At 68.5% G+C, this 13,183-nt stretch carries 12 protein-coding genes; all 12 read left to right on the top strand.

Going from position 1 to position 13,183, the window contains the following annotated elements:
- The first annotated feature begins 62 nt into the window (after positions 1–62).
- The 12 genes from CCK87_RS10505 (at position 63) to CCK87_RS10450 (ending at position 13,013) form a co-directional block, all read left to right on the top strand.
- Positions 63–500 (top strand): VOC family protein, encoded by a 438-nt coding sequence (locus CCK87_RS10505; protein ID WP_086461405.1) that lies wholly within the window; start codon positions 63–65, stop codon positions 498–500.
- A gap of 112 nt (positions 501–612) precedes the next feature.
- Complete coding sequence (locus CCK87_RS10500; protein WP_086461404.1) at positions 613–1,401, top strand: BtpA/SgcQ family protein; 789 nt, start codon at positions 613–615, stop codon at positions 1,399–1,401.
- A 132-nt stretch (positions 1,402–1,533) separates the two neighbouring features.
- A complete protein-coding gene (locus tag CCK87_RS10495; protein ID WP_086461403.1) occupies positions 1,534–2,811 on the top strand; it encodes an SIS domain-containing protein in 1,278 nt (425 codons plus the stop codon).
- Positions 2,804–3,709, top strand: coding sequence for a carbohydrate kinase family protein (locus CCK87_RS10490; protein WP_086461402.1), 906 nt, complete (start codon positions 2,804–2,806; stop codon positions 3,707–3,709). The genes CCK87_RS10495 and CCK87_RS10490 overlap by 8 nt, the downstream gene beginning before the upstream one ends.
- Complete coding sequence (locus tag CCK87_RS10485; protein ID WP_086461401.1) at positions 3,709–4,449, top strand: aspartate/glutamate racemase family protein; 741 nt, start codon at positions 3,709–3,711, stop codon at positions 4,447–4,449. Before CCK87_RS10490 ends, CCK87_RS10485 begins: the two co-directional genes overlap by 1 nt.
- On the top strand, positions 4,446–6,026 hold the full coding sequence (locus CCK87_RS10480) for an amidohydrolase family protein (RefSeq protein ID WP_086461400.1): 1,581 nt from the start codon (positions 4,446–4,448) through the stop codon (positions 6,024–6,026). Before CCK87_RS10485 ends, CCK87_RS10480 begins: the two co-directional genes overlap by 4 nt.
- On the top strand, positions 6,023–6,964 hold the full coding sequence (locus CCK87_RS10475; protein ID WP_140162816.1) for a polysaccharide deacetylase family protein: 942 nt from the start codon (positions 6,023–6,025) through the stop codon (positions 6,962–6,964). Before CCK87_RS10480 ends, CCK87_RS10475 begins: the two co-directional genes overlap by 4 nt.
- The gene (locus tag CCK87_RS10470; protein ID WP_086461399.1) at positions 6,957–8,744 is read left to right on the top strand and encodes an ABC transporter ATP-binding protein; all 1,788 of its coding nucleotides are present in this window, start codon (positions 6,957–6,959) and stop codon (positions 8,742–8,744) included. The genes CCK87_RS10475 and CCK87_RS10470 overlap by 8 nt, the downstream gene beginning before the upstream one ends.
- Positions 8,741–9,607, top strand: a complete 867-nt coding sequence (locus tag CCK87_RS10465) for an ABC transporter permease (RefSeq protein WP_249273842.1) — start codon at positions 8,741–8,743, stop codon at positions 9,605–9,607. The genes CCK87_RS10470 and CCK87_RS10465 overlap by 4 nt, the downstream gene beginning before the upstream one ends.
- A gap of 4 nt (positions 9,608–9,611) precedes the next feature.
- Positions 9,612–10,598, top strand: coding sequence for an ABC transporter permease (locus CCK87_RS10460; protein WP_086461398.1), 987 nt, complete (start codon positions 9,612–9,614; stop codon positions 10,596–10,598).
- Between the two features lie 78 nt (positions 10,599–10,676).
- Positions 10,677–12,269, top strand: coding sequence for an ABC transporter substrate-binding protein (locus CCK87_RS10455; RefSeq protein ID WP_212638215.1), 1,593 nt, complete (start codon positions 10,677–10,679; stop codon positions 12,267–12,269).
- Positions 12,270–12,344: 75 nt separating this feature from the next.
- Positions 12,345–13,013 carry a GntR family transcriptional regulator gene (locus CCK87_RS10450; RefSeq protein WP_086461397.1) on the top strand — a complete coding sequence of 223 codons (669 nt, stop codon included), beginning with the start codon at positions 12,345–12,347 and terminating at the stop codon, positions 13,011–13,013.
- Positions 13,014–13,183: the final 170 nt, after the last annotated feature.

Genomic DNA, 13,183 nt, shown 5'->3' with positions numbered 1-13,183 from the left:
GACGCCCGATCACGCACACGCCCGCCTATCCACACCGGCCGCCCCTGATTAGCATCGGAATCATGCCCATCAAGCTCGAGAATGTCGCCGTCGCCGTGCGCGATCTCGATGCGACTATCGCCTTCTTCACCGACCTCGGCCTCACCGTCATCGGCCGCGACGAGGTGAGCGGCGAGTGGGCCGACACCGCGGTCGGCCTCGATGGCAATCACGCCAAGATCGCCATGCTGCAGACCCCCGACGGTAACGGTCGCATCGAGCTCTTCGAGTACATCCACCCCGACGCCGTCGAGACGACGCCTACGCTGCCCAACGAGATCGGCATGCACCGAATCGCCTTCTCGGTCGACGACATCGACGAGTCGCTCGCCATCGCGGCGAAACACGGATGCACCCCGCTTCGCGGGGTGGCGACCTACGCGGATCTCTACAAGCTCACCTACGTGCGAGGCCCGAGCGGCATCATCGTGATGCTCGCGCAGGAGCTGCGGAAGAGCTGACAACCGAGCCAGTACGGCGCACCCTGTGTCTAACTGAATACAATCCGCTGCAGTAACGCGATGTTTACCGCGAGAAACATGACGGAAACACGAAACTGTATACCGTTTGTGCATGAGCAGTAATAGCCCCGCACGTGTCGAGTCGACGTTCCGTCTGGTGGGAGTCGTGCACCTGCCACCCCTCCCCGGGGCGGCCAACTATCGCGGCGCATCCGTGCGCGAGATCGCTCGCATCGCCGCCGAAGACGCGCTCGTTCTGGCCGAGGCCGGATTCACCGACGTCATGATCCAGGACGCCAGCGACAACCCGCAGCCCGAGCATGTCGGCCCAGCCACGGTGGCCGCGATGGCGGTCGTCGGAGCCGAGGTCCGACGAGCCGTCGGTATACCTCTCGGTGTCGTCACCGGCCATAACGACGGCGTCGCGTCGGTGGCCATCGCGCACGCGATCGACGCGCAGTTCATCCGCGTGAAGGTGCTCACCGGCGTCTCCGCCGGACCGGATGGCTGGATCGAAGGATGCTCGCACCGCGTCGCCATGCTGCGACGACTCCTCGGCTCCGACGTCGAGGTCTGGGCGGATGCGCATGAGGCGACGAGTCGGGCCATCACCGGCGACGTCACGTGGGCGGCGGCAGAGGCGATGTCGTTCGGCGGCGCCTCGAAGATCATCGTGACCCGAGACAGCGGCGTCGCCGACGCGGTCACCGATATCGCAGCGGTGAGGGCGTCGATCGGCCCCGACGTCGACGTGCTCATCGGAGGTCGGGTCACGCTCGACAACCTGGCCATCGCGCGCGCCGGAGCCGACGGCGCGATTCTGGGCAGCGCGATCAAGACAGGCGGAGGAGACGACGCCCGAATCGACCCGATCGCCGCTCGCGCCTTCGCCACGACCTGAGCCCGACCCACCACCGCCGGCCCGCGACCGGCGCCGACCGCAGGGCCACCGACCCACCCCCGACCCGCGATCCCGACCCGCGTCACGCCCCAGACACTCACCCCGACCCCTCGACCCGAAAGCACCTCACCCATGAGCTCCCCCGTTCTCGACAGCCCCCTCCTCGGCCCCGACAGCCCGCTCGACGCCCGCCAGAAGCAGGTCGTCGAACGCGTCTCCGCGGCGGAGCGCGCGAGCATCCTCGCCCTTCCGACAGACGATCCGCTCGACCCCAAGCGTCGCTTCCGCGTCGAGGCGACGCGAGGCGAGATGTTCGGCCAGCCCGACGCCATCCGAGCGACCTGGCTGCGCAACGAGCAGACGCTCACAGAGCTGGCGGACACGATCGCGAGCGCCTCGATCGACAGGGTCTTTCTCGTGGGCGCCGGCGACTCTCTCGCCGTGATGATCGCCGCCCGGAGCGTTCTCGAAGAGATGCTCGGGGCGGCCTGCGAGCCCGTGCAGAGCCTGGAGTTCGCGTACTACCGCTCCCACCTCGTGACCGAGCGAAGCCTCGTCGTCGCACTGTCGAGCTCAGGCGAGACCACGCGCACCGTCGAGGCGGCGCTCGTCGCCCAGCACGCCGGGGCCATGACCATCGCACTCACGAACACGCCCGGTTCGAGCCTCGACGTCGAGAGCCAGACGACCCTGCTCATCGAGGCAACCCGGGTCGGCTGGCCTACGCAGTCGTCGACCGCGGCCGTCGCCCTGCTATTCCGTCTTGCAGCTCTCGTCGGCACGCGTCGTGGCATCCCCCGCGCCGCCGTCCTCTCGGAGGCGCTCGACGGCCTGCCCGAGCTCATGGCGTCGGTGCTCGCCCAGCTCGATGCGCCCATCGCCGCCGTCGCCGCGATCGAGGCCCACCGATCGATGTACCTCTTCTCGGCGGCGGGCCCCAACTGGGCCGCAGCCATCGTGGGAGCGGCGAAGATCAAGGAGACCACCCCCGATCACGCCGTCGAGATCGAGGTCGAGGAGTTCCACCACTACAACTCGCAGAAGCCCGGCGAGCCGATGTTCCTGATCGCGCCCACCGGTCCGTCTGTTCCTCGTGCCGTCGACACCGGCACCGATGCGCGCCGCTTCGGTGGTCAGCTGTATGTGTTCACCACGGTCGGCGAGACGGCGTTCGCCGAGCACGCGAATGAGACCTTCGAGCTTCCCGAGATCGACGAGGCTTTGAGCCCTCTGATCTACCTGCCCGCCGCGCAGCTCGTCGGCTACCACCTCGGCATGGCGAAGTTCGCCGCGGCCGAAGCCGCACTCGACGCACCAGCCGAAGCCGCGCTCGAGGCACCCCTCGACACCCCCACCGAGGCACCCCTCGACGCACAGCTCGACGCCCCCACTGAGGCGCCCCATGCCTGATACGAAGGCCTTCACGCTGGTGTGCATCGGCAACCTCACCGTCGACGTGGCGGTGCACGGCGGCGTACCCAGCGAGCCCGCGATGGGTGGCGACGCCGCCTATGCAGCACTGGCCGCACGTCTGCACCTCGACGACGTGCGCATGCTCGCACCCGTCGGCACCGACCTCCCTCACGGAGTGCTCGACTCACTCGTCGACGCGGGTGTGTCGATCGACGGGCTACCCCACCGCGATCTGCCCACCGTGCGCAACGTCGTCACCTATCTGGCCGACGGCTCTCGCAGCTGGGACATGCTGGCCTCCGGGGAGGACTTCGACAGGCTCTCCGTCTACCCGGCCGACGTCGACGCCCACGCGCTGACGGCATCCGGAATTCTCGTCTCGGCCATGAGCCTCGAGTCCCAGCTCGCTCTGGGCCCCTGGCTGCGCGAGCGCACCGACGCGACCATCTACCTCGATCTGCAGGAGGACTACCTCGACGGCAACCGCGAGGCGCTGCTCGAGCTGGTCGGACTGTGCGACGTCTTCCTCCCCAGCGAGGTCGAGGCCGTGAACCTCGCGGCGACCGACGATCTCGCCGCGGCCGCCCGGCTGTTCGCCGAGCGCGGCGCATCCGTCGTCGTCATCAAGCGCGCAGAAAAGGGATGCGTCGTGCTGGCCGCTCCCGGCGCCGACGTCATCGAGGTGCCCGCCACGGCCGTGACGGCGGTCGACAGCACGGGTGCCGGCGACGCGTTCTGCGGCGCATTCGCCGCCGTGCACCTGCTCACCGGAGACCCGATCGCTGCCGCCGAGGCCGGAGCCGCCGCGGCCCGCGTCGCCATCGGCTCGTTCGGCATCGACGGCCTGCTCGCCGCCGTCGCCTCGACCCCGAGCACACGAACCGAGGTCGACTGATGCGCATCGCGATCATCAACCCGAACACGACCGCCGCGATGACCGCGACCGTCGTCGAGGCCGCCAGGCCCGCGGCGCGCGTCGGCACCGAGCTCGTCGGCGTGACACCCGCACACGGCGTGCCGAGCATCGAGACCCACGTCGACGAGGTTCACGGAGCCGCGTCGGTCTTGGCCGAGGTGCAGCGACTCGAGGCGAGCGACGCCGACGTCAGGCCGGATGCCTATGTCATCGCCTGCTTCGGCGACACGGGTGTGCCCGCCGCGCGGGAGGCCGCACGCGGCCCCGTCGTCGGAATGACCGAGGCCGCCCTGTCGACCGCGGCGATCGTGGCGCACCGCTTCACCGTCATCACCATGCCCCCGAGAACGCGCGAGATGACCGATCGGGTCGTGCGTTCACTCGGCCTCGAGCATCGCGTCGTCGTGCGCACCGTCGACGAACCGGTCTCGGCCGTCGAGAGCGGCTCGATGCACCTGTTCTCGCTGTTCGTCGACGAGGGCCGCCGGGCGCTCGCCGACGACGCGGCCGAGGCGATCGTGCTCGGATGCGCCGGGCTGGCAGACCTCGTCGGCCCGCTCGGCGACGCCCTGGGCGCGCCGGTCATCGAGGGAGTCTCCGCCGCGGTGGCCCTGGCCGACGGCCTGCTCGCGCAGGGCCTGGGCACCTCGCGGGTCAGCACGTGGGCTTCTCCCGTTTCTCCCACCTCACCCACCTCGCCCGAGGGAGGCGCCCGATGAGCATCCTCTTCAGCAACGTCTACGTCTACGACGACTCCTCCGAGAGCGGCATGTTCGGCCCCACCGACGTGCTCGTCTCGGGCGAGCGCATCACCGCCATCGGCTCGGATGCGCGGGGCCGGTTCGACGAGATCGGCGCCGACACCAACGCCGGCACCGGCGACGGCATCAGCAAAGCCTCCGCCGGGCAGACGCATCGCGTGATCGACGGTCGGTCGCGCCACCTCCTCGTTCCGGGCCTCATCAACGCCCACTTCCACTCCCCCGCAAACCACATGAAGGGCTCCATGCCGAGCCTTCCGCTCGAGCTCTTCATGCTGTTCGAGTCACCCGCCGACGCCGAGCTGACGCCCACCCCGCGCGAGGCCTATCTGCGCACGATGCTCGCCGCCCTCGAGATGCTGCGAACGGGCACGACGACGGTTCAAGACGACGCCTTTCTCATGCCGCACCCGACGCCCGAGATCATCGACGCGGTGATGCAGGCCTACGCCGACGCCGGCATCCGTGCATCCGTCGCCCTCGACCAGCCCGAGCTGCCAGAGGGCGAGAAGCTGCCGTACCTGCGAGCCTCCGCTCGCGGCGAGCTGGCTGCCGCCCTCGATGCACCTGCCCCCCTCGATGCCGCAGGCCTGCTCGAGGCGTACGCGTATCTGCTCGACCGCTGGCACGGCGCCGAGAACGGCCGTCTCACCGCCGCGGTCTCGATCTCCGCTCCACAGCGTGTGAGCCCCGAGTACTTCGCCGCCCTCGACGATCTCAGTCGCCTCCACTCGATCCCGTTGTTCGCTCACATGCTCGAGACGAAGGCGCAGCGCACGCTCATCACCGAGCAGCCTCGCTTCGCCGGGCGTTCGCTGGTGCGCTACACCGCCCACCTCGGGCTTCTGAACGAGCGCACCAACGTGATCCACGCGGTGTGGGTCGACGATGCCGACCTCGAGGCGGTCGCAGGGGCGGGAAGCACGATCGCTCACAACCCGGTCAGCAACCTGCGCCTCGGCAGCGGCGTCGCCCCGTACCGCCGGATGCGCGAGCTGGGAATCCCGGTCGCGCTCGGTGTCGACGAGGCCGTGTGCGACGACAGCGTGAATCTCTGGGGCGTCGTGAAGACAGCCGGCCTGGTGCACAACGTGTCGGGACTCGACAGCAATCAGTGGCCGACCGCTGCAGAGGTGCTCGACAGCCTATGGCGCGGCGGCGCGGCGGCCCTGTTGAGGTCGGACGATCTCGGCGCCGTCGAAGAGGGACGAATCGCCGATCTCGCGCTTCTCGATCTGCACAGCAGCGCCTTCACCCCCTTCAACGACCTGCGCGGCCAACTCGTGTACTGCGAGCAGGGCGGCAGCGTGCGACTGACCATGGTGGGCGGGCGCGTGGTGTTCGAGAACGGCACGATCACCACGATCGACGAGACCGCGCTCCTCGACGAGGCCCGCGATCTCTTCGCCCACAAACTCCCCGTGATCGAGCGTGCGCGCCAGGCAGCGCGACCGCTCGTTGCGCCCTATCAGGCGATGGTGCGCAGAGCGGCCGCCGCAGATGTCGGCATGAACAGATGGATCGGACAATCATGACCACCGAATCGACCACCACCGCCTCGATCGCGCGCAGTATCGCGGCGCACGATCGATACCCGTACTCGGCCATCACGGCACGAGTCGGCACCGCCTGGCCCAATGGAGCGCGCCTCGCGGTCTACGTCGCCGTCGGCATCGAGGACTACCACTTCGGAGACGGGCACACCGAGAACCTGCTCGACGGCGTTGCCGCGCCCGATCTCGTGAACGCCAGCTGGCGCGACTACGGCAATCGAGTCGGCGCCTTCCGCCTGCTCGCCCGACTCGACCGACTCGGCATTCCGCCGACCGTCCTGCTCAACACCGCCGTCTACGACAGCGCGCCCGACCTCGTCGCCGAGGCACGCCGGCTCGACGCCGAGTTCGTGGCCCACGGCATCTCGAACTCCGACTCGCTCGTCGGCCTCGACGAACAGGCGGAACGCGCCTACCTCTCGGCCGTCGCGGCCCGCATCGAGGCCGAAGAGGGCTCGGCTCCCCTGGGCTGGTCGAGCCCGTGGCTCTCGCACACCGAGAACACGCTCGACCTGCTCGGCGAGACAGGCTACGGCTACCTGCTCGATCTGCGCATGGACGATCAACCCACCTGGTTGACGACCCGCTCGCAGCCGCTGCTCTCGGTGCCGTACGCGCTCGAGCTCAACGACAGCACGTCGATGATCGGCCGCCACGTCGGCCCCGTCGAGTTCTCGACCATGATCATCGACGAGTTCGAGGAGTTGCTCGCCGCAGCGACGGTCGAACAGCCTCTCGTGCTCAGCATCGTGGTGCACTCCTTCATCTCCGGTGTGCCCTTTCGTCTGCGCCAGCTCACCCGGGCGCTCGAGCACATCGCCGCCCGCACGGGCGACGGCGTCTGGCTCACCCAGCCCCGTCACATCCATTCGGCCGTGCAGGCCGGCCTCCTCGCCGACGAGGGGGTGCGCCATGACTGACGTGGCGACGGTGCGCGACCTCGAGGTCAGCCTGGTGCGCGACGGCGTGCGCTCCGATGTGCTCCGCGGAATCGACCTGAGCGTGCGCTCGGGCGAGATCCTGGGCATGGTCGGCGAGTCCGGTTCGGGCAAGAGCGTGCTGGCCCTGGCCATGATGGGTCTGCTGCCCACGAGCGCCCAGCCGCGGGTCGGCGGAACGGTGGGCATCGGCGACACCGACATGGTGAACGGTCGACCCGACGAGCTGCGCGCGGTGCGCCGCAACGAGCTCGGCGTGATCTTCCAGGACCCGATGACCTCGCTCAACCCGACCATGCGCGTCGGCGCGCAGATCGACGAGTCGACGCACGACTCGGCCGAGTCGCTGCGCCTGATGACAGCTGTGGGCATCGCGGATGCCGCTCTGCGCTTCACCGTCTATCCGCACGAGCTCTCCGGCGGACTCCGCCAGCGGATCATGGCGGCCATTGCCGTGGCGGGCCGACCGTCGTTGATCATCGCCGACGAGCCCACGACGGCACTCGACGTGACCGTTCAGGCGCAGGTGCTCGATCTGCTTCGCGAGCTGCGCGACGAATTCGGCTGCAGCGTCGTGCTCATCACCCACGACCTCGCCGTGGCGGCACAGATCGCCGACCGCGTCGCCGTCATGTACGCCGGCCGTATCGCCGAGCTCGGGCCGACCGAGGAGATCATCCACCGCCCGACGCATCCGTACACGGTGGGGCTGCTGCGCTCAAGACTCTCGCTCGACACCCCACGCGATCGTCGGCTGCTCACGCTGCGCCCCGAGACCGCGAGCGCCGCGGAACGTCTGAAGGGCTGCGCCTACCACTCGCGCTGTCCACTCGCCGTCGAGCAGTGCGGGGTCGAGCAGCCTCCCCTGGCGCCGGCCGCCGAGGGAACCGCCGAGGTGTCTTCTACCGAGCACGTTCGAGCATGCTGGCGATCCGTCAGCGACGTACAGGGCTACACGCACGACACGCTCGACGCCCCGCCCATCGCGGCCGCGCCCAGCTCCGGCGCATCCGACGCGACGCAGCCCGCCGTGCTCATCACCGGCCTGACCACCGTCTTCACTCTCAAGGGTGGTGGCCGGCGCAGACGTCAGGTGCATGCCCTGCGCGGCATCGATCTCTCCGTGGCCGCCGGTGAGGCGGTGTCGATCGTGGGAGAGAGCGGCTCCGGCAAGTCCACCCTGCTGCGCGTGATCGCCGGGCTCGCCCCCGCCACCACGGGCCGGGTGCAGCTCGCGGGTCGCGGCGCCCAGATGGTGTTCCAGGATGCCGGTTCGTCGCTCACACCCTGGCTCACGGTCGGCGACATCCTGCGCGAGAGGCTGCGCCCTCTGAAGCTCGACCGGGCCGCGACCGCCCGCCGCATCGGCGACTCCCTCGAGGCGATCGGCCTGCCCGAGACCGTCTCGACCCTGCGCCCCGCCCAGCTGTCGGGTGGCCAACGCCAGCGCGTGGCTCTGACGCGCGCCACGATCATCCCGCCATCCGTTCTTCTGTGCGACGAACCGACCAGCGCCCTCGACGCGTCGCTCGCCGCGAGTGTTCTCAACCTCATTCGCGAATTGCGCAGCAGCCTCGACATGACGGTGCTCTTCGTGACGCACGACTTGGCCGTCGCGAGACTCATGGGCGACCGCGTGGTCGTGATGACCCAGGGCACCATCGTCGAGAGCGGCGAGGCCGATGCCGTCATCCGGCATCCCGAGCACGAGTACACGCGCTCGTTGCTCGCCTCGGTTCCCGAGATCGGGGTCCTCTCGTGACCGCCCTGCCCGAGGTCGGCACCCGACGGTTCCGGATGCCGGCGGCCAGCCTGGGCGCCCACGCCGGCACCCGGCTGAGCGTCGCTATTTTGGTCGCCCTCGGCATCCTGACTCTCGTAGCCCTGTTCGCGCGGCTGCTCGCGCCCTACGATCCGGTGCAACCGATCGGAGCGCTCAATCTCGCACCGGGAGCAGAGGGTCACCCCCTCGGCACCGACTCGATCGGCCGCGACATCCTGAGTCGCACCCTCATCGGCGTGCAGGTCTCGTGGTTCTCGTCGCTCATCATCGTGGCGTCGGGGCTCGTGATCGGCGGGCTCATCGGCGTCGCCGCCGGGGTCTTCGGAGGGTGGGTCGACGCGGCGCTCATGCGATTCACCGACCTGTTCCTGGCACTGCCCGGAACGCTGGTGGCCATCGCCATCGTCGCCGCGCTGGGCTACAACCTGCAGAACACGCTCATAGGCATCGCCGTCGTGTGGTGGCCGTACTACGCCCGCATCATCCGCGGCGAGGTCAAATCGTTCGCGGCGAGGCCGCACGTCGAAGCCGCCAGAGTCGCGGGGGCGAGCCGCACGAGGATCGTCTTCCGGCACATCGTTCCGGGCGTCGTGCCCACCGCCATCGTCACGGCCAGCCTCGACATCGGAAACGTCGTCCTGCTGCTGGCAGGGCTGTCGTTCCTCGGCCTGGGCCAACCGGCGCCCGCCCCGGAGTTGGGCGCAGACACGGCGCGCAATCTGTCTCAGCTGCTCAGCGAGTGGTGGGTTCCGGTCATCCCGGGCCTCGCGGTGCTGGTTCTCAGTCTGTTGTCCAACCTCGGCGGCGACGCCGTGCGCACACTGCTCGCGAAGAGGAGGTAGAGGCATGTTCCGTTTCATTCTGCGCCGCACCGGATCCGCGGTCGTTCTGCTCCTCGTTCTCTCGGCGATCATCTTCGTACTTCAGGCCGTCAGCCCGGGCGACCCGGTCAAGGCGTACCTGGGCGCGAACGCGTCGCCCGAGGCCATCGCGGCCAAGCGTGAAGAGCTGGGGCTCAACGCCCCGCTCTACGCGCAGTACCTGCGCTTCATCGCGAATCTGCTGCACGGCGATCTCGGACAGTCGTTCCGCACCCACCGCCCGGTGCTGACCGATCTGCAGTCGTTCCTGCCGGCGACGCTCGAGCTGGTGCTCTTCTCGTTCGTCGTCGCCGTGCTCCTCGGCGTTCTCTTCGCGGTCTCCGGCTCGCTTCGACTCAAGGGCGGCGCGCTCTTCCGCGGGCCCCTGCTCCTGCTCGCGGCGGCTCCTCCCTTTCTGCTGGCGCTCGGCGGCATCGTTCTCTTCTACGCCCAGCTCGGAGTGCTTCCGGCGTCTGGGCGCGGGGTCGACAGCAGTTCGCCGACCGGCTTCGTCGTGCTCGACAGCATCATCACCGGGCAGCCGGATGCGATCGGCCTCACCTTCCAACACCTGCTTCTGCCCGGTGTCGTGCTGGCCATCGCGCCGGCCATCGCGATCGGGCGCATCCTGCGCTCCAGCCTCGACGTCACGATGAGTGCCGACTACGTGCGCACCGCGGAGTCGAAGGGTCTCACTCCGTTCGCCGTGCTGCGGCGCCATGTCGTGCGCAACTCGATCGGGCCGGGCCTGTCGATGGCCGGGCTCCAGCTCGGCTTCATGTTCGCCGGAGTCGTCGTGGTCGAGCAGATCTTCAGCTGGCCGGGCATCGGAAACTACCTCGCCGGCAGCATCCCCGTCTCCGACTTCCCCGCGATCGCCGGAGTCACCCTCGTACTCGGAACGGTGTACATCGTGACCAACGCCGTCGTCGACATCCTGCAGGTCGCGGCCGATCCACGGCTCGCCGCCTAGCCACCCTTCAGACCGCACCACCGCACCACCTCGCTCCATCACCCTGTCCCACCCCACCCCCTCTCCAAGGAGTTGAAAGTGACATCTCGAAACATCCGCAAGCTCGTCAGAACCGGCCTCGCCGTTCTGGCGGTCGTGCCCATGCTCGCGCTCGCAGCCTGTTCGGCGAACGGCGCGTCGACAACGCCCAACGCCGCGCCAAGTGACGGCGTACTGACCATCGGCCTGCTCGGCGACATCGGCCAGCCGCCCGACCCCGACGTGTACTACGCCAACAACGGCTTGGCCATCGTGCTCAACACCTACGAGGGCCTCGTGCAGTACAAGAACGACGTCGACACCGTCGAGATAGCGCCGCGCCTCGCGGAGTCGTGGACGGTCTCTCCCGACTTCACGACCTACACGTTCACGCTCAAGTCGGGCGTCACCTTCCACGACGGAACCCCGTTCACCTCGGCCGCCGTCAAGTCCTCGCTGCAGCGCCGGGTCGATGTCGATGGCGGGGCCGCCTACATGGCCGCCGGCGTCGCATCCGTCGAGACCCCCGACGACCTCACCGCCGTCGTGACCCTCTCCGAGCCGAACTCCGCTTTCCTCGACTACCTGGCCTCGCCGTTCGGTCCGAAGATGGTGTCGCCCACCGGCCTCGCGGCGAACGCGGGTTCAGACAACGCGCAGACCTATCTGCAGACCCACGACCTGGGCACGGGGCCCTACGAACTCAGCGCCGTCGAGCCTGGGGCGAAGTACACGCTCACGCAGTACGACGACTACTGGGGCACGAAGTCGCCGTTCACCACGGTCGAGTTGCCCATCTACAGCGATGTCTCGTCGCTGCAGCTCGCCTTCGACAAGGGCGACGTGTCGGCCATCGTGGCGGCCCTGCCGTCGTCGAGCCTCGACAAGTACGACGGCAACCCGGCGTTCAACAGCGACATGCTGCCCACCCTCCAGTCGGCGCTGGTCACCGTCAACCCGAGCAAGCCGTTCTTCGCCGAGAAAGAGGCGCGGATGGCGTTCATGCAGTCGATCGACCAGAAGAAGCTCGTCGACCAGGTTCTCGGCGCCCGCTCCGAGCCGGCGACGACGCTCTACGCCAAGGGCATGATCTCCGACGGCTCGGACAAGCAGAACATCGAATACGACCCCTCGGTCATGGCCGACTACGCCAAGACCCTGCCCGAGGGCACCCCGATGGTCGTGGGCTACGCCTCGGGCAACACGAACGCCGAGCAGATGGCGAACATCGTGACGGCCAACCTGCAGACCACGGGCATCAAGGCGACCGCGCAGAGCTACCCGACGTCGCAGGTGTTCGGCTGGGCGAACGACCCCACCCAGGGGCCGGATGCGTTCATCGACGGCAACAACGGACCCGACGGCGGCAACCCCTACATGTGGGGACACGTCTTCTGGGACAAGACCGGAGGAATCAACTACTTCCTCTGCGACGACCCGTCGACCGACGCCGACCTGAACCAGGCAGTGAAGACGGGCGACGAGGCGCTGTTCGCGAAGGCCGCTCAGACCTACTCCGCGACGGGCTGCTACCTCAACCTGTCGTACAACAAGGATTGGGTCGTGTCGCAGAAGTGGCTCGACGGCGTCGCCGAATCGCACAACATCGGAGCCAATGAACTCGACTTCAGCCTGCTCTCGATTGCCAAATAGGCCATTCTGATTACAGGCGGGGCTCTCGGTTCGCCGACGGCCCCGCCTCTCTTCACCTCGATTCAAGGAGAACCCGTGACGACGGAGACCGACTCGACCGCCTTCGTCCGCCCGGAGTCGCTGTCTCGGCAGGCGTACCTGGCGCTGCGCGAAGGCATCATCCTCGGCCGCTACCCGCAGGGCACGCGGCTGGCCGAGCAGCGCCTCGCCGAAGAGCTTCAGATCTCGCGGGTACCCCTGCGCGAGGCCGTGCCGCAGCTCGAGCGCGACGGCTTCGTAAAGACCTACCCTCGCCGCGGCGCCGTCGTCGAGACGTGGACGGAGAAGGGCGTCAACGATCTCTTCGATCTGCGTCTCTGCCTCGAGGTCGGGGCCGCCCGCTATGCCGCACGGCAGGTGGCATCCGGCGCATCCATGGCCGCCCTCGATGAGGCGCTGCACGATTCGCAGAATCTCGTGCACGAGGGCGACGCCTACAAGATCGCCCAGTCGAGCACCTCGTATCACGAGGCCATCGTCGACCTGGCAGGCAACGAGCTGATGACCACGCTCATGCGTTCGGTCTCGGGCCGCATGATCTGGTTGTTCTACCTGACGTCGCAATTGGATGCCGACGACGCGTTCCACGATCACGTCACCCTGCGCGACGCGATCGCCTCGGGCAACGAACGCGTCGCCGAGTCGGTGGCATACGCGCATATCGAGCGCGACCGCATTCCGTCGTTCACCGCGCTCAAGAACTAAGGGCTCGAACTCCGAGCCGCATCGAGCCGCATTCGGCCTCAGCACCGAGTTGCATAAAAATGCCGCTTCCCTTCATCGGGAGGCGGCATTTTTGTGCAACTCGGCGCGCATTCGGCCGCCGTTCGGCCGCCGTGGGCTGCCGTCGGCCGTGGGGCGCCGTCAGCCGGCGT

Origin of the sequence: Agreia sp. VKM Ac-1783 (assembly GCF_900177765.1) — a bacterium.
GTDB lineage: Bacteria > Actinomycetota > Actinomycetes > Actinomycetales > Microbacteriaceae > Agreia.
The sequence above is the reverse complement of the archived record's forward strand: the minus strand, read 5'-3'. Positions and strand labels throughout refer to the sequence as shown.